Origin of the sequence: Pseudonocardia sp. MH-G8 (assembly GCF_002262885.1) — a bacterium.
Taxonomy (GTDB): domain Bacteria; phylum Actinomycetota; class Actinomycetes; order Mycobacteriales; family Pseudonocardiaceae; genus Pseudonocardia.
On record NZ_NKYF01000015.1, the window covers coordinates 24082 to 42454 of the forward strand.

Sequence of the window (18373 nt, forward strand, 5' to 3'; positions counted from 1 at the left end):
ACGTCCACCCGCCGCGCCGGACGAATGTCCTCGAGAGGTGGTGCTGCACGCTCTCGTCGAGCTGAGTGGCCAGATGGGTCTCGCTGAGGAACTCCTCGATCTGCCGGCCGTGCTCGTGGGCGCGCAGCACGTCGGACCCGTGCGCGACCTGGGACGGCCCCGACGCCGGACGCGGGACGAGGTCCTCGAACCCTTCGGTGCTCCCGACGATCTCGGTGACCCGGTCACGCAGGTGGCGCGGGGCGGCACCGAGGCTGACCGGGACCGACTTCCCGAATCCGCGGCGGTACGTGAGGTGAGCCGGCAGGTGCTTGGTCCCCTGCCCCGGCCTCGTCAGCGCCGTCGCCAGCACGGTGCGCTGGGTCACCGGGGCGGTGATCACGAGCGGGTGGCTCCTGCGCGGTCCCAGTCGCTTTTTGCGCAGCCGCGCGCCGCCGTCCCCGGTCCGCCCGCCGTGGACGACGCGGACCTCCAGGCGCAGGTCGACGTCATGAGCGCGCAACTGCTCGGACAGGACGAGGATCTGCCGGATCAGGGTGCCGCGGTCGAGCCGGTCGACGCGGTGGCGTTCCTTGCTCAGCGCGACCTCGACGGAGTTGGAGTGGCCGCCGATCGCCGACGTCGAGCCGCGGTAGCCGCCGTAGACGATGAGCTGGTCGTAGAGCGATCGGAGGCGCGCGTCCGAGATGAGGGGTTCGTAGCGCTGGGAGAACCATGTCGTGGCGTCCACCGGGCCGTGGTCGGTGTATCGCACGGGAACGAGGCGCATCTGCACCGAGGACGTCCGGAAGGGCAACAGGACGGCAGACGCCGACGGCGACCCGTCCCCGGCCGGCAGGGGATCCGAGGTGTGCCATCCCCCGAGCAACTCGGGGAGCAGGTTCTGGATCGAGGCGTCGGAGAGGAAGTCGGCCAGTATCTGACGGCCGCGCGCTCCGGGGGCCACGGTCGCGGGGTGCAGCTGCGCGGCGACACGGTCGAACAACGTGCTGTCGTGCGTGTACGTCTCGAGGGGCAGCCCGGCGCGCAGCGCCCGGTCGAGCCCGTCGTCGGGTGCACGGCTCAAGGAGGGCGCGTCGTGCCGCGGCAGGCCGAGCTGCCAGCCCTCGACCTCGCCGCGCACGGCCCGCGACGCCGGTCGGGTCACGACCGTCGCCTCGAACTCCAGCTCGACGCGGGCGGGGGCCGGGCCCGTCGTGCGGTGCCTGGCGATGATGCTGCGCTCGTTGTAGGTGTTCTCGTTGGTGATGACGTCGGTTCCGTCGGTGACCGCTCGCGATACGCCGGCGCCGCCGTAGCCGCCGAACATGCCGCCGTCGACGCGGGCCGGGAGGCGGGCCCCCCTGCGGTCCTGGCTACCGCCGGGGTCGGCGGTGGTGTGGCGCTGGTAGTACTGCGACGAGATCTCCTGCCCCGCCGGTGGGCTGTCCCCTCCCTGCCCGTCCCGTTCCGGCACGAGCCGGACGGTCACCGGACGCACCTGCGAGCGCCCGCGGGAGCCGCCGACCTCCAGCTCGGCACGGCGCCCGCTGCCACGGAAGCTCTCGGGGTCCTCGCGCAGGCTGTTCAGCAGCGTGTCCAGCCCGCCGAGGCGACCGTCCCCGAGCTCGGCCCGCACCGCGGCCTCCACGTCGCGCACCAGGGCGTCGGTCGCCCGATCGACGAACCGGAACGCATCCGGACCGGCGGTGGGAGCGGGCCCTCCGCGCCACGGCGCGAGAGCGGCGGCGTCGGGCCGCCACCGCTGCGTGCGCAGCTCCCGCCGCACCCACGAGGTCGACGGATCGACGAACCGACCCCACCGCTCCAGGAGGCTCCCGGGACGGGCGAGGGAGTCGGGATCCGACCCGCTCTCCCCCAGCAGTTCACCGAGGAACGCCGTGTCCGCGGGACTGACCATCAGATCGGTCGCCGCGGGCGGGTGCTCGGACGGGCGACGCTCGGTGTGCAGCAGCGGCAGGAACGGAACCCCGTGCCGGGCACCGGCAGGCAGGGAGGGCAGCGCGGTGAGGTCGAGTCCCTCCGGCGGATCCACCGACGGGTTCGCCCACACCCCGCCGTACCGCTGCAGCACCGAGACCGCCACCACCGCCTGCCGCCCCGCCGGGGTGGCCGCCTGGTAGTCGCCGAGCTCGGTGTGCCGGAAGAAGGGACGATCGGACTCCGGGTTGCGGACCCGCACCCCGAGCGCTCGCAGCCCGTTGCGCACCGTCGCCGGCAGCGCCTCCGGGTCCGCCCACACCGTCACCCGACGGCGGGGCCCCGCGCGGCCGAGGGTCCGGCCGGGGGTCCGGCCGGGGCGGGTCCGTTCGGCCCCGTGCACGGCACGGACCCACCGCTCGACGACGGCGAGGTCGAGGTCACCGTCGATGCCGCCCAGATGCACGTGGCTCGGCACCGGCTGCTGGTGCGGAGCGCTGCGCGAGCCGAGGACGAACTGCGCCGGCTCGTGCACCGACACCCGCACCTCACGACGCGGAGCCGGCTCGACCGGGTTCGACGGGTCGGCGAGCACCGAGCGGGCGTGCTCGATCACGACCCCTGGATCGAGCAGGCGACGCAACACGTCCTGGGCCTCGACCGCGCGGATGCGGCCGCGCCGCTCCCGGTTCGGCTCTCCCGGCAGCGTGTGGGCTCCACCATCGCCCTCGATCCGCAGCCGCGGTAGCGGCATCCCGGCGAGGCGGGCGGTGCGGGCCTGCTCGTTGACGTGCGCAGCCAGGGCGACCAGAACGGCCCGGTTGCGGCCCACGACACCACGTTCGCCCCGGCCGTAGGTCAACGTCTCGCGCCACGGCTCGTACCGGGTGCGCACCGGATCTCCCGCCGTCAGGCCGTGCTCCACGTCCACCCGGAACCGCGCACCGTCCGCCCCGGGGGTCCGGTCCGGCACCAGGCGCGTCCCCGGCGGCAGCACGAACTGCGCTAACCCCGACCCCGGCACCCGCGCCAGCAGCGGCGTCCCGGGCTGGACCAGCACTCGAACCGTCGCCCGCGACGGCGCCGCCGCCCCCTGCCCCACCGGCGCGACCGGCAGACCATCACGCACGACACCACTTGCCGGATCACGCGCACCAGCCGGGAGCGGCGCGGTGAACACCACCGCCTGCCGCAGCCGGCTGCGCCCCGCCGCCGCGATCAGCTGCGCGCGCTGCCGCCGCGACGGCGCCGGGCGGGACGGATCCTGCGCGTGCGCCACCACCGCGTCGAACGCAGCCTGCTCCTCCTCGCTCAGCTCGGGCTGCTTCTGGGCCCACACCGCGAGCGGCCCCCGGGCGTGCGGCGCGACCGACCCGGTCTCGTCGTCGCCCCGGGCGGAGTCGTCCCCCTCCGGCCCGGTGTCGGCGCCGCGGTCGCGGCCGTCCCCGCGATCACGGTCCTCCCCCCGGTCCCCCTCGCGGCCCCGCTCCTCCTGGCCCCGCCCCTCCTGGCCCCGCTCCTCCCCGCCCCACACCGCCTCGAACGAGGCGAACGACGGGCCTCCGAGATCGGAGTCCAGCGACGCCCACTCCGACTCAGGACGCACCCGCGCGGCAGACGATGGAGCGGGCCCGTCGAACGGCGCGGCTCGGAACCTGCCGCGCGGTCCCTCCGGGGCCCGCTCGCCGAACGGCGGCTCGGACACCTCCACCGGGCGCGCGGACGGATCGGTGGACGGCGCCGCCTGCCGGGTGTCCTCGCGCCCATCCGGAGCGGCGGAGACGTCGTGCTCGGCGAGCAGGACTTCGACCTCGAGGTCCGCTCCGCTGCCCGAGGTCCGGATCGTCGTGCCCGGCAGGAGGAGGTAGCGCTGGTGCAGAGGGTCGGGAACCGTGGACACGTATGCGGGGTGTGCCGGGAGCAGCCGCGTCCCCGCCGGCGCCGTGAGCCGCACGGTGCCCTCACCATCGCTCATCGACGGTGCGCCGGCCTCGATCGGGGCGAGCAGGAGGCCGTCGTCGAGCGTCGTGACGCCGGCGCCCGCGAGGTGCCGATCCGACATCACCTGGAACACCACGGGTCGGTCGAGTGCCCGGGCGCCGGCCGCGGCGGTGAGCAGCGCGCGGTCCGACTCACGCTGCGCGTTGCTGTGGTCCCTGAAGCGGGACCGCAGTTCGGGGCCCAGGTACAGCTGCCGGATCCGGCGCTCGGTCCTGCCGAGGGCGCGGCGCTCGGCTTCGGAGTAGTCCGCCCGCGACCCGATGCGCTGCATCAGCGCCGTCGCGTCGTGCGGCAGGGGGGCGCGCTGCGTCCCCGCCCGCACGGCCGGGACATCCGCCCCCGCATCCGCCGGGAGATCCGGAACGTCGGTCGCAGCAGGAACGTCGGCCGGAGTCGCAGCGGCCGCCTGCTCGGCGTTCTCCTCATCGAGACCCCCGTCGACGGGGGGCAGCTCCACCAGCTCGATGTCATCCGTCGACGCCGCCCACTCGTCCGCCCCGCCACCGCCGTCCTGCGGTGCCTGACCCTCGTCCTGGCCACCGCCGCGCAGCCCTGCTGGGGCTATCGGTTCCCCGATCGCAGGCGCCCCGAACCTCACCACCTGGACGGCGAACGCGCGCTCCCCGTACGGGACCTGCGCGCCGTTGCGCTCCAGCCGGGTCAGGTACCGGTCATAGACCTCCCGCACCCGGTCCCAGCTCGGCAGGTCACCGTCCCCGTGCAGTTCGCGCCGGATCTCCGCCCACTCGCCCGGCGACGGCTCCGCCGGCGGCGCCTCCCGGTATCGGGGCGGCGGAGCCTCCGGGGCGCCGGCCGTACGTGCCGGCCCGCCCGCGTCCCGGGGGGCAACGCCACCCCCACTCGATCCGGCCGGATCCGTGACGGCCACATCGATCGGATCGTCGGCGGGGACTTCGGACGCCCGCGGATCCTCGTGCGCAACGGTGGCCGCCTCGTCGTCCTGGCCCACCCCACCCCACACCGCTTCGAACGACGGGAGCGACGGGCGCCCGGCAGCGGGGTCCAGGAACTCCCACTGCGACCCGGCACCCACCGGCGCCGCAGGTGGAACCGTCCGCGACTCCACCGGAACATCGACATCGCCGCTACCGGCCGGACCGCGGTCCGGACCGCGGCCACCACCACGAGCACCCTCCCGGAGTTCGGCTTCGAGGGCCCGCTCCCCGGAGGGCTCCGGATTCGACCCCTCGAGCTCCGCGAGGAACGGCTGGACCCCGTGCCCCCGCACGTCCGGCTCGACGACGGGCGGATCGGAACGCTCGGAGACGTCGTCCTGCGCACCTGGATCCGGCGTCGGCGGCTGTACGTCGAGACGGCCCGGGTCCTCAGGGACGAGCTGCGGGTGGAGCCGACGCGCGAGCTCCTCCGCCAACGCCACCCGATCGGTCGGACGGCCACCGGAACGGTCGAGCTCCTGCAGCTCCCGCAGCACATCACCGACATCCGGCAACGCCTCGACCGGCCCGTCGACGAGCCCGAGGTCCGTCGACGCCGCCGCCACGAACGGAGCCAGCGTCGCCGCATCCAGCTGCTCGTCGCTCAGGACGTGACCGGATACGACCACCGGCTCGTCGACCCAGACACGCACGTGACGACGCTCGTCCGGCCCCGACGGCGACCACCCCGGCGACTCGCTCTCCCCTGCTCCCCGAGACGACCGCACCACCTCCACCGGCACCGGCGGCGGGAAGCCGTCGCCTCGCTCGTCCCGCAGCGTCGTCAGTTCCGCGACGAGCAGATCACCGACCGCGTCCGCATCCGCCTGCCCGCCCTCCGGCGCCCCCTCACCGGCCGTGCCGCCGTCGTCGCCCCCCTCCACGTGCACGACCCACCGCTCGGCCCCGAACCACCCGAGTTCCACCGCCCCGTCGTGCAGCCGCCGGGCAAGCTCCCGGATCGCCCCCCGGCGCTGCTCCTCGGCCCCCTCCACATCGGCCGACCCGGCGGCCACCGTGAGCGGATCGACCCGCGCGGCGTCCCCCGGACCGGGCAGCGCAGGCGGCACCTCGTCCATCACCCCGGCGAGACCCGACCTCGCAGCCCGCGACGACGACGCCGCCCGCCAGGCGTCGTCATCGATCCGGCGGCTGTTCGCCATCCAGTGCAGGAAGAGGGTGAACGCCTGGGCGAACGCATCCGGACCGGTTCTTCTCGGGAATGCCCGTACTTCGATCACGACGAGCGGCAAGCCGACCCGCCGACCGAACGTATCGAGATCCTGCAGTTCCGTCTTCAACTGGCCGACGACGTGCGACTGCGGAATGGGCTGCTCACCCGGGCGCAGCGGCCGCCACGCCTGACGCAGATAATCCTGCACGGTGTGCATGTTCATCTCGCCGTTCAGCGGAACGCCGAGAGGGTAACGAGATTCCTCGTTGATGCTCCGATACGTATTATCGAACTGCGCGGTGAGGTCCTCGGCGTTGGCGTCCAGGAACTCCTGGACCCGTTCCGGCAAGGCGGCCCGCACCGAAGCGAGCGGCACTCGGGACAGGGCGAGCAGGTTGTTCTTGACCAGGCCCTCACCCCAGCCCCGCGCAGCGACGCCTGCGTGGGTGTAGACGAGCGTCGCGTAGCCCTGCAGTGCGGCGATGTCGGCTTGCAGCGCTTCGTCCCACGCCCGGCGCGACCCGGCGCCCGTGTCTCTCGCGTAATCGCGGAACCGGTCGGCGGTCTCCGCACCGAACGTCAACCCGTCGTCGAGCAATCGGACCGACGGCTCGTCCTTGAAACTGTCGTCGGTCAGCGGATACTCACTGGCGATCTTCCGCTGCAGATCGCGCAGCCCGAACACCGAGACCCCCAGGGTGATCTGGGGGGCGATCGCCGGTGGCCCCTCGGACCGGAGCCCGAACTGGGTGTGGGTCGCCGAAGCCCGGAACCCGTCCCGCCACCGGAACACGTTGCCGAGCCGTTCGCCCGCACGAACCTCGTACAGCCGACTCCAGAAGCGGCTGAGCTCGCCCCACACGTCGGCGACGCTCGGGCGCCCCTGCTCTCCTCGTAGCCATGCCGACGGTTCGCCGACGAGCTCGGGAATCGGCGTGAGATCGCTGAGGCTGTCGGTGACCAGACGTGCATATCTGGTCTTGACCTTCGCGCGGGCATCGTCCATGACGTGGCCGCGGGACTCCAGCTCGGGACCTCCCGCGCCTCCGCGCGTCCGGAGGATCCGGTGGTCCGGGCTCACCCCCGCCCCTGCCACCTCGACGACGAGATCCCTCGAGTTCCGCGGCCACCACGGCCCCCGTGACCCGGGCGAGAGCGAGAGCCCGTTCTCCGCCGAACTCTTCTCCCAGTACCCGAAAGCCGCGATCACCTCCTCGCGGTCCGCCGGCGCCTTCCCCAGCCGCGTCATCTCCGACCGGACCGATCCCACGAGGTCGGGCGGGTCGCCGTACCGCCGCAGCGCCTCGTCGAGCACCTCGTGACCCCGCCACGGCCCGAGGTCCGACGACGCGCCCGCCCCGTCCGAGGCCCGTGTCGCCGCCCCCTCGCCGGTGCGCTCCTCGGCGCCACGAGCAGACGGGTCGGCGCCGACCGCCGGCGTCGCACCGGAAGCCGTGTCGGCAACCGGCCGCGGGGCGACGGGACCCCGCTCCGCCGACACCGGGTCCCGCCGGACCGGCCCGTCCGAGACGACGGCAGGGGCCGGCCGCCGGTCGGCCGAGGAGGGCGAGGGCGTGGCGGTCGCCGGGCCCTGCTCACCACGCGCCGATGCGCTCGAGGCGGTGGGACGCGACGCGCCGTCGGAACGCTCGGCGGCCGGGGACCCCTGCGCCGACTCCGTGCGAAGGGGCGGCCCGGTGGTGGCGGCCGCGTCGGGGACACCATCCGGGGCACCGTCGGGGGCAGGAGCACCGTCGGGGGCAGGAGCGTCCGGCTGGTCCGCCGGACCGTTCTCCTCGGGTGCGGCGCCGCTCGGCGGCGCATCCCCGGCCGTGCCACCCGCCACCCGGTCGTCGCCCCGGACGTCGGGTGACGCAGCTCCACCGCCTTCCGCGTCCTCCGCCGAACGCGGCCCCGGAGTGCCCAGCGCATCACGCTCCCCGCCGACGTCCCCATCGCTGTCGAGGTCAGCCGATCCTGCGTCACCGGGCTGACCGGACGGCGCGTCCGGGGTCGGGCTGCCGCTCGGGGCGCCCGATGCCAACTCGGCATCCGGCCCGCCCGCGGCCGGCCCCTCGGAGGACATGGTGGTGGCAGGGCCCGCTCCGGCCGACGAGGAGCGCCCCGCGCCCGACGTGGAGGGCGACGAGGAAGGCTGAGCCGACTGACCCGGCTGGTTCGCCCCCGCCTGATTCGCCCCCGACTGGTTCGGAGCCGACTGATTCGACGCCGACTGATTCGGAGCCGACTGGCCAGGAGACGACTGGCCAGGAGACGACTGAGAGGGTGCGGCAGGCGAGGCGGCGGGTGCGTCGGGCGTGTTCGTACCGTCCGGCGTGCTCCCCAACGCCTCCGGGGTCGCCTCCGGGGTCGCCTCCGGCCCACCCACCTCGGACGCATCCGGCCCCGCCGACCGCGAGGTGTCGTCGCCCTCCGACCGGGAGACCGGCCCGTCCGACCCCGAACCGCCGGACGACGAGCTGCCGCCCTCCGACCGGGCGGCCGGCTCGTCCGGCGTGTCGGCTCCTCGCCCGTCGGCCGTGGGCTCGTTCGGGGTGTCGCGCCCGGACCCGGACGCCGAATCCTCGGTGCGCGAGGTGTTCTCCGACGTGTCCCGGGCTCCGCCATCGGACGTCTCCAGGGACGAGCCCTCGGCGGCCGGCGGGGCGGACCGGGACTCGTCGGAAGGGTCGGCGACGGAGTCGGTGGGGCTGCCGGAGTCGGTCGGGCTGCCGGAGTCGGTCGGGCTGCCGCCGCCCGCCCTCGACCCGCTCTGCCCCCCTCCCGCGGACTCCGACGCCTGCGGCGCGCGCTGTTCCGCCGGGCCCTCGTCGCGGCCGCCGGACTCCCGGGCCTCACCATCGGGAGCGCCCCCGCCGGACGATGTCCCGGAGCTCCCCGAGTCCCCCTGCCCCTCGTCACGACCACCGGAAGTCCCGGCATCGGTGCCGCTCCCACCGGACGACCTCTCGGAGCTCCCCGAGTCCCCCTGCCCCTCGCCGCGAGAGGTGACGTCCTCCGAATCCCCGTGCACGTCCGGCGAGTCCTCGACCGATGTCGACACGTCGGGCGACCCGCTGTCCGACGACGAGTCCGGGTGCGATGTCCGGCCATCGCCGCCGTCGCCCTCGCCACCGCGCGCGGTGGAGGAGTCGGAATCCAGACCGCCGTCGGACGACGGCTGCGTCCGGGCGTCCGCATCGACGCTGTTCGACGGGCCGTCCGCCGAGGTCCTGCCGGTGTCCGGGGAGGAGTCCCCTCCGCCCGAGAGCAGGGACTCGAGGCCGTCGACCGCGCTGGAGACCATGTTGATCGCGCCGAGCAGGGCCGCGTTCGGCGCCGCCACCGAGGCGAGCGCATGGACGTTGTCGATCGCGGCCGAGACGTTGCCGATCGACTTCACCACGGCGGCCGTCGGGCCCGTGGAGCCCTCGGAGTAGGGGTTCCTGCGGCCGCTGTACTTGTCGACGTTGAGCAGACCGTCCGAGATGTTGAACTCGCCACCGGTGGCCGTCGACGCGGCCAGGTTCGCCGGCATGACGAGGGCCATCTGCCATCCGAGGAAGGCGGCGTGCCCGCCCAACCGCAGCCACGGGCTCGTGTACCGGACGTGGTTCAGCTTGAGGCCGTGCCGGACCGCGGCCGCCGCGACGTTCCGAGGCAGGCCCGCGTTGTCGTCCCACCGCAGCTTGCGGGTGAACGGGTGCTCCCGCGCGAGGGGGAGCCCGTTCCGGTCGGTCGCCACCGCGGATGGCCCGTCCCCCGACGAGTCGCCGGAGGAACCACGGTCCGTCCCGCCCGAGGACTTCCCACCCGGCGAACCGTCCGAGTCCAACCCGTCCGAGGACGACGTGTCCGTCCGGCTCGGACCCTGCCCACCCGGCGTACCGCCGGGCGAGCCGCTGTCCGACTTGGCCGGAGGGCCTTCGCTCGACGTCCCGTTCGGTCCCCCGCCGCCCGACGAGTCCCCGGCCTTCCCGGACGGGCCGGGGCTGTCGCCGATGTCCGGGCCGTCCTTGCCGCCCGGGCCGAGGTTCACGCCCGGGCCGTCGAGTTTCAGGGCGCTGACGTTGTCGAGCCCGATGTTGCTGTTCCTCGTGAGGTTGCGGGCCAGCAGGCCGCCGCCGCCCACGATGGCGGCGCTGATGGCCGCGGACTTGGCTGCGTTGCTCAGGGAATCGAGGTCCCAGCCGTCGCGCCCGCGGACGCCGTCCTCCCCGCTCTCCTCGTGCGCGTTGTGCTCGTCGATCTGCGCCTTCTGGATCGCGGCGTCCAGTCCGACCTCGAAGGCGACCTCTCCGGCGATCGTCGCGCCCAGTTGCAGGAGAAACTTGGTGACGGACCAGGCGATCTGCTGCAGGGACCTGCTGGCGATCTGGTTGACCAGGTTCCTCAGCACCTGGGTGAGACCGACCTTGAGCACCTCGACGACGGTCCTGGCGAAGAACACGCCGAACGGGATGGCGAGCAGCGTGAGGAACGCGACCAGGGCGACCGCCGCCATGACGATGAACATGATCTTGGCTTTTTGGATGTCGGCGGCAGCGTTCTGCGCGGTCTTCGCCAGCTCCCGGGCGTCGTCCGCCGAGTCCGCGAGCGGCTTCTCCAGCCACCCGCGCAGGAACGAGTCGAGGGCCCCGGCGGTCTCGCCGTCCATGGCCGCGTCGACGTCGGCGGCCACGCCCCCCGCTTCGGCTGCGGCCTCGTCCAGGGCGTCGCCGAACTCCTGCCACGCCCATGCGATCGCCCTCAGTCCGCCCTCGGAGCCTTCCGGCCACGAGATGCCGACGACGACCTTGAGGAAGTTCTGGAGCTCGGCAGGCAGCTCGGTGACCTCGTCCTCACCGCCGGTGCCTGCCATGCCTCACCCCCCACTGATGCCCGCCGGGCGACGATCAGAACTGACGATCAGGACCGACGACGATCAGGACTCCGCCGTCCAGCTCTCGACGTTGTCGGCGTACAGCCCGTCGATCCTGCGGGCGTTGCCCTCGTCGACGTCCGCGAGCTCGCCCGCGACGTCGACGATGTACGTGCCGGCGTCGGAGAAGTTGGTCGCGAGGACGTTCGTGTTCTCCCGGGTGCCGTCGGCTACCTGCACGTACTTGTTGGCGAACGCCTTGCCGATGTCGTCGTCGCCCCAGCAGCCCTCGCGGTCGTTCAGGACGGTGACGAGGTCGCGGTGCGCGTCGAGGAGCCGCCGACCCGCCGTCTGGGCCCGCTCGCCCGCGGCGACGGCATCGTTCTCGTCGAGCTCGAACCGGTCAGCCACGGCGGACGTCCCGCGGGTCGCGCACCGGCGCACCGAGCCCCTCCAGCAGCGGGGCCATGAGCGCGTTGATGGCCTTGCGCGGATCGACCTTCCCGGTGGCGATGCCGACCAGGTCCAGCCCCCCGACACTGTCCGGGTTCATCGTCGCGGCCATCTTCTCGAGGCTCTCCAGCCGGCCCTGCTTGAGGGTCTCCACGATGCGGTGGCCCAGCTCGGTGGGGGCGACCGTCTTGTACTTCGACCCGTGGAAGGCCACCTCGGTCAGGTCGCCACGGCCGTCGAAGGTCATGGAGAACGTGTTGTCCTTCGCGCGGACGGTGGTCGTCTCGTCCTGCCAGACCCGGCCGAGGGCGTCGAGCCTGCGCCGTTCGTCGTCGAGGCGGGCCATGGGGTCGTCGGTGCCGTGGAAGAACTCGTCGGTGTCACGCTCGGCCATGCCAGATCTCCTTCTCGGTAATGCCTCACAACGGGCCCGGTCCGCCCGGTCAGCGACGGCCCAGGACGGCAGGGGCGCCGCCGATGTCGTCGTCCCACGCACCCGGGTCCTCCTGCAGGGACACCTCCCGGGTGCGCTCGGGCTCGACGCGGCCGGCGAGACCACCCATGCCCCCCATGCCACCCATGGGGCCCATGCCGCCCATGGGAGGGACCATCGGGGGCGGCCCCTGCCCGGGCGCGCCGGCGGATCCGGTCACCGGTTCGGGCGCGTGGAGCCCGGTCGAGTGCAGCGACGTGGCCACAGGTGTGAAGGACGGGAGGACGGGAGCGTCGGAGCGGCTCCGCTCGAACGCGCCGCCGTCCTCGGGTACCCGGCGCGAGGCCGGGGCGGGCATGTCCGCCAACGCAGACGCCTCGACCGTCGGAGGTGGGGGCATGATGCGCTCCGGGACGCGGGCCGTCGACTCGCTCGCGGTCGCCGAGGACTCGACGGGCTTCGCGGTCGCGCTCGCCCCGGCCGCATCATCGTCGGGAACCTCGCGCCGCCCCCCGGCCGTACGCCTGCTGCTGGTGTCTTTCGGGCGCGGCTGCTCGCCGGGTTGCCGACCGCGACCGTTCACCGCTGCCAGTGCGACGGGCGCGGGGGGCATGCCGGACACCGGTTCTTCCGGGTTCCGGCCGAGCCCGTTCTGCTGCGGCTCCGTGCGCGTCACGTCGACGTTGCGCCCGAACGGCCCCGGCGTGGTGGACGTCCCCGTCCCGAACGCTCCGGCCGAGCGGAGCACCGCCGGGGGCAGCACGTCACCGGTCCCACCCGGCCCCGCCCCGGTCTGCCTCGTGCCGGCCGACGTCGTGACACGCCCGAGCACCGCGGCGGGCGGCGCCGCGTTCGCGATGCCGGCCGTCCAGCCGCCGGGGCGCGAGGTGACGCCGTGCCCGACACCCGCGCCGGTCGGAGGACGCAGCCCGGCGGTGGCGGCGAAGGCGCTGACCGGCACCGGCGCGACGTGCAGGGCCGATCCCTCGGGTGTGAGCCCGACCGGTGTGGGCTCGGCAGGTGAGAACAGCTCGGGAGGCGGCTGCGGCCCGTCCACCGTCGCCCCCGTGAACTCGCCGTCCGGGAACGGGGAGTCGGGACCCGGGCCGCCGGCTCCGCCACCGGCTGCTGCCGGGGTGCCGGGGATCGGGGCCAGGCTCGTGCCCACCTGGCGGTAGGTCTGCGCGAGCCCGGTCGCGATCCGGCGCGCGAGCTCGTCGAACTGCGCGGCGACCTGAGGGCTGGGCGTCGTCGCGAGGGCCCGCGCCCGTTCCGCGGCGAGGTCCTGCATGGCGCGTTGCGCTCCCGCGACGGCGTCTCCCGCGCGGTACAGGGCCGCGCCGTCTCCGCTGATCGCGGCCGCGACCGCGGCAACCTCGCTCCGCAGCAGCTCACCGGATTCGCCTGCCGCCTCCCCAGCCACTCCCCGCAGGTCCTCCTGCAGCTTCCCCATCTGGGCACGGAGGCGTCCGGCGATGTCGTGCAGGGCGGCCACCACCGCGTCGAACGCTGCGGCGCGGACGTCGAAGGCCTCGGCGGGGATGTCCAGGACCATCCGCGCCAGCGCCTCGAAGCCCTGTGACCCGAACTCCTGCGACTCCAACCCGTCGGACGCCGGGAGCGACGTCGCCATCACGTCCTGCCCAGGACGTTCGAGGCCGGCGTGTCGTCATCGTCGTCCCACGCCCCGCCGTCGGCCTGCAGCCAGATCGTGGGCTCCCGCTCCTGGTTCTGCTGCCCCATCCCCTGCCCCATCCCCATCGGGGACATCGGCATGCCTCCCGGACTACCGCCGGCCGTGCCCGACTGGGCACCGGGCGTCAGCGCCTGGCCCGCCAGCTGCTGGGGTTCGGCATGCGAGGCCGTGAGGCTCGACGGGGCCGTGAGCGGGTCGGCGTCCGCACCCGGCAGTTGCGGGGTCGTCTCGGCGTTGCGCTGATCCGGGTCGAGGCCGGCCAGATGGTTCCCGAGCGATTCCTCGCCCTCGCCACCCGGCCCGCCGTCGGGGCCCCCGGGGCCGGAACCGCTGCCCGGTCCACCCGCCTCACCGAGACCGTCGACGGCGTCGTTGACCGCGTTCCTCGCATCGACCAGCGCCTGCTCCCGCGCGGGGTCGTCGCCGGGCTGGTCGAGGTCGCTGATGGCGCGGTTGGCGGCGTCCCGCACGTCCTCGGCCGACGCGTCCGGTCCGAGAGCGCCGATGGCGTCCTGCGCGGCGTCGCGCGCCTGGTCCAGAGCGTGCTGCCGGGACGGGTCGTCGTCCGGCTCGCCGAGGGCGTCGAGCGAGTCGCCGACGACCCGGCTCGCCGCCTCGGGTCCCGTCGGGTCCCCGATCGACCGGAGGGCGGCATGGGCCGCCTCCCGGGCCTCGTCGAGCGCCATCTGGCGCGCCGGGTCGTCGCCCTCGCCGGCCAGCCCGTCGAGGGCCTGGTCGATCGCCCGTTGCGCCTCCTCCGGGGTCGCGCCCTCGGGCAGGTCGGCGAGCGCCTCACCGACGGCGTCCTGGGCTTCCATCAGTGCCTGCGTGCGTTCCGGGTCGTCCTCGGGCGAGCCCAGGTCGGCGATCGCGTCGTCGATCGCGCGCTGGGTCGCTGCCGGTCCGTCCGGATCCTCGAGAGCGGAGACCGCCTTGTTCGCAGCGTCGCCCGCGTCCTCGATGGCGTCGGTCCGCTCGGGGTGATCGCCCGGGGAGCCGAGCTCGGCGAGGGCCTCGTCGATCGCCTGCCGGGCCTGCTCGGGCGTCGCGTCCTCGGGGAGCTCCGCGAGCGCCTCGTCGATCGCTTGCTGGGCCTGGTCGAGTGCCTCGGAGCGGACCGGGCCGTCGTCGGGACGCCCGAGGTCCTCGATCGCGTCGTCGACGGCGTCGGCGGCCTCGCCCGGATCCAGCGCCGGTTCCTCGCCGGGGCCACCGCCCCCGGTGTCCCCGCCGGTGTCCCCGCCGGTTTCCCCGCCGGTTTCCCCGCCGGGACCGCCGCCCCCTGTCCCTCCGGAGCTGCCGGGGTCCGCCCCCGGGACGTCCTCGCCGAGGCTCTCGATGGCCTCGTTCGCGGCGTCCTTGGCCTCCTGGAGAGCGGCCTCCCGCTCGGGCGTGATGCCCTCCTCGTTCTGGAGGTCCTCGATCGCGTCGTTCGCGGCGTCCTGCGCCTCCTGCAGCGCCTGGTCGCGCGGGGTGTTGCCACCGCCGCTGCCGCTGCCACCGCCCGAGCCGGTGCCGCGGCCCGGGCCGTTCCCGCCGCCTCCGCTCGTGCCCGGGAGGTTCCCGATGGCCTCGTTGGCGGCGTCCTTGGCGTCCTGGAGAGCCTTGTCGCGTGCGGAGTCCTCCTCGGCCCCGGAGCCCTGGCCGCCGGAATCGCCGCCCGGCGTGTCCTGCTCCGGACCGCCCATCAGGTCGTCGATCGCGTCGTTTGCCGCCTGCTGGGCGTCGTCGAGGGCCTTCTGCCGCTCGGCGTCCTCGGCGCTCTCGCCGCTCCCGGAACCGCCGCCGCTCTCGCTGCCGCCGGAGCCCTGGCCGGGCCCGGAGCCCTGGCCGCCCACGGGGCCACCGCCCGACGTGTCCTCCTCCGGACCGCCCATCAGGTCGTCGATCGCGTCGTTTGCCGCCTGCTGGGCGTCGTCGAGGGCCTTCTGCCGCTCGCCCGCCGCGGCGTCGTCCTCGGAGCCCCCGGTCTGTTCGGAGTTGTTCTGTGCGCCGTCCAGGCCGCTCTTCCCGCTGCCCTGGCCGCCGGATCCCTTGCCCGAGCCGCCCGTGTCGAGGCCACCGGGCGTCGAGCCGGAGCCACCGCTGCCGCTCCCGGAACCGTCACCGGTCCCGCCCCCGCCGGTGTCCCCGCCGGTGTCGCCGCCGGTGTCGCCGCCGGTGTCGTTGAGCTTCTCGATGGCGTCGTCGGCCGCGTCCTCGGCGTCCTCCCTGGCCTCGTCGACCGCGTCGTCGCCTGAGCCGCTGTCCGAGCCGCTGTCGGAGCCGCTGTCGGAATCGTCGTCCGAGCCGCTGTCCGAGCCGCTGTCGGAATCACCGTCCGAGTCGCCGTCCGAATCGTCGTCCGAGCCGCTGTCGGAATCGCTGTCGGAGTCGCCGTCCGAGTCGCCGTCCGAATCGCCGTCCGAATCGCCGTCCGAATCGCCGTCCGAATCGTTGCCCGGACCATCGGAGCTGGTATCAGGCACATCGGAGTTCGTCGAGGAGGAGGTGAGGGCGGGGTACAGGGGCCGGAGCTCGCCCCCGCGGGTGGTGTACTGGTTGCTGACCTCGTTCAGCAACTCCTGCAGCGCGACCAGGAGCAGCTCATCGTGCTTGTCATGGAGCAAGCCATGTGACTTGTGCGCATCGTCGATGAGGCCATGGATCTCGGAGATGTCGACCCCAGCCGCGAACGCGACGTCCAGGGCGATCGAGTAGAACTCGGCGTTCGCCTTCTGCGCGTTGTAGAGCCAATTCCAGAAATCCGTCGTAATCTTGTGGTACTCGCCGACGAACCAGCGGATGGCGTGGCCGTTGTCGCCGATCAGCTTGGGGTAGTTGAAGTCGTGGAGCGTGCGCCACAGCTCCACGCTCTCGTCCAGCACGTTGTTCGCGTACTCCTGGAAGGCGTCGCCCGCCGCACCCTTGAGCTTCTGGCCAACCGCCTCGATCTTCTTCTTGAAGTCGTTGTTGGTGGCCTCGATGGCTTTCATGGCCGCAAGCCAGTCGTCCGCGAAGCCGTACCAGGCATTGGCGTTGCCGTTGTCGTTGAACCCGACGTCGGTACCGTCCGAGTTGAAGATGAGATCGGAGACCGCTTCATTGAACGCCTCGAGCGAGCCGTACTGCCCGGCGTCGAACGGCGGCGGGTTGCCGACATGCGTGCCGGGAACGGGCGCAAGCGGGTTCTCGTCGGCCATATCAGGGCTTCCTCAGAGATCGTCGGGGAGCTGCGATCGATCGGTCGGTGTCACGCGCGGGACCCGGCTGCCGGACAACAGATCAACGGCGCACCGGAAATGCAGAGAGGGCGACTCCGAACCGATCCGAGCCGCGGGGGAGCGGGGATCCCCCACGAAGCGCGCCCGAGCCATGTGTCAGTCCTGGTCGCTGTCGGCGCCCTCGTCCTCGTCGTCTTCGTCTTCGTCCTCGTCGTCGCCGGAGTCGTCGTCCTCGGAGTCGTCGTCATCGGAGTCGGCGCCGTCGGTCTGCGACAGGGAGTTGTTGTAGCCGTCCCCGTCGTCCCCGTCCTCCTGATCGCCGAAGTTGGTCTGGGTGTCCTCCGTGGTCTGGGACCAGTCGTTCACCTCGTCCTGGTTCTTCCCCCGACCCTCCTTGAGGATGTCGACGATCTTCTCGGCGTTCTCGCCGTCGGCGTTCTCGAAGTCCTTGCCGACGCGCACCAGGTCCGACCCCAACTGGTCGAGCGTCATGTTCAGCCGGTTCCCGTGCTGCACGACAGCGTTGCGCCGGTCGTCGACCAACACCTCGAGCCACTCCGCCGTCGAGAACTTGCCCGCGTTCGGCCAGTTCCTGTCGAGTTCGGCGAACGCCGCCATGTGGCCGTTCATCAGGCTCTGCAGCTCGGCGCCGATGGTCTTGATGCCAGCCGCGTCGAACTCGGTGTTACCGGCCACGGGGGCCTCCCTTACGTCGCACGCCGCGATGGCGGGGAACGAAACCTGAGGTCTGGTCTGGAATTTAGGGAACGAGGCAAGGGGCCGAGTCCCCGGTTGCGGCCCCGGTGACGGGTTGCGGGAGATCCCCCACCAACCGCCAGGGTGCAGCTCGGGCGGGAACCGGTCCGGGTTGGCTCCCTCCCGCGAGCACTCGTCGTCGTCCCCGGTCGGCACGGACAGACCCCGGGGTACCGACCGCGAGCGGGCCGGCACCCCGGGGCGTCAGGTCGACGGAGCGGAGGTCAGACGGACGCCCCGATGTTCTTGCCGCCCTGCCGGTCGGTGTCCTGCATGTTGTCGGCACTGAGCCCCAGACGCCGCTCGAGCTCCATGAGCGTGTTCTTCCGGCTCTCGAGGTCCTTGTTGAGACCGTCGGCCGCCGCGTTGTACTGGGTCGCGGCTGTACCGCCCCAGGTGTCGGCGACGAGCTTCTGGACCTCGCCCTGGAACCTGTCGATGTCCTCGTGCATCAGCCCGATCTCGCGCTTGAACTCCGCGTTGCACGCCGCGATGGCCTCGTAGTCGTAAACCGTGTTCCCGGACATGGCTTCCCTTTCGTCGAGTGCGGGTGGTGGTGGGCGTCAGCCGGTGATGAACTGGGCGACCTGCGAGACGTCGCTGCTGCTCTGCTCGTCCATGTCCGCCTGGCTCTGCGCCGTCTTCGTCATCGACTCGCTCAGCGACTCGACCCGTGTGATGATCATCTGCTGCACGTCCCGGATCCAGGAGTCGTACGTCGCCTCCAGAGCCTTGGTCGCGGCGCTGGGGCTCGACCCCAGGGTGCTCTCGACCACGCCGAAGAGCCGGTTGAGCCGGGTCTGCAGCTCGCTCACCATTTCGCTGTGGCTCTGCGCGGCCTTGGTGATGGTGTTCTGTTCGAACTGGGTGATCGCCATGGATCGTCTCCCTTATCGGGATCGAAGGGGACGCGGCGCCGG

The 18373-nt window shown here is 73.2% G+C and carries 8 protein-coding genes (1 of these 8 cut by a window edge); all 8 read right to left on the reverse strand.

What is annotated here, in order from left to right; all coding sequences use genetic code 11:
• A protein-coding gene (locus CFP66_RS28085) for a hypothetical protein (protein ID WP_094928209.1) crosses the window boundary here: on the reverse strand, nucleotides 1-10912 show its 5' portion. 15212 nt of this gene lie to the left of the window's left edge; only the first 10912 of its 26124 coding nucleotides appear in the window; the start codon lies at nucleotides 10910-10912; its stop codon lies off the left edge, out of view.
• A gap of 63 nt (nucleotides 10913-10975) precedes the next feature.
• Nucleotides 10976-11323 carry a hypothetical protein gene (locus tag CFP66_RS28090; protein WP_143517406.1) on the reverse strand — a complete coding sequence of 116 codons (348 nt, stop codon included), beginning with the start codon at nucleotides 11321-11323 and terminating at the stop codon, nucleotides 10976-10978.
• On the reverse strand, nucleotides 11316-11759 hold the full coding sequence (locus CFP66_RS28095; RefSeq protein WP_094928211.1) for a hypothetical protein: 444 nt from the start codon (nucleotides 11757-11759) through the stop codon (nucleotides 11316-11318). Before CFP66_RS28095 ends, CFP66_RS28090 begins: the two co-directional genes overlap by 8 nt.
• Before the next feature lie 49 nt (nucleotides 11760-11808).
• Nucleotides 11809-13431, reverse strand: coding sequence for a hypothetical protein (locus tag CFP66_RS28100; RefSeq protein WP_094928212.1), 1623 nt, complete (start codon nucleotides 13429-13431; stop codon nucleotides 11809-11811).
• The gene (locus tag CFP66_RS28105) at nucleotides 13431-16676 is read right to left on the reverse strand and encodes a hypothetical protein (RefSeq protein ID WP_094928213.1); all 3246 of its coding nucleotides are present in this window, start codon (nucleotides 16674-16676) and stop codon (nucleotides 13431-13433) included. Before CFP66_RS28105 ends, CFP66_RS28100 begins: the two co-directional genes overlap by 1 nt.
• A 177-nt stretch (nucleotides 16677-16853) precedes the next feature.
• Nucleotides 16854-17393, reverse strand: coding sequence for a hypothetical protein (locus CFP66_RS48055; RefSeq protein WP_158228241.1), 540 nt, complete (start codon nucleotides 17391-17393; stop codon nucleotides 16854-16856).
• A gap of 284 nt (nucleotides 17394-17677) precedes the next feature.
• Entirely contained in the window at nucleotides 17678-17980 is a 303-nt protein-coding gene (locus CFP66_RS28120) for a WXG100 family type VII secretion target (RefSeq protein ID WP_094928215.1), read from the reverse strand.
• 36 nt (nucleotides 17981-18016) lie between these two features.
• Nucleotides 18017-18331: a hypothetical protein gene (locus tag CFP66_RS28125; RefSeq protein WP_094928216.1), complete on the reverse strand. Its 315-nt coding sequence runs from the start codon at nucleotides 18329-18331 to the stop codon at nucleotides 18017-18019.
• Nucleotides 18332-18373: the final 42 nt, after the last annotated feature.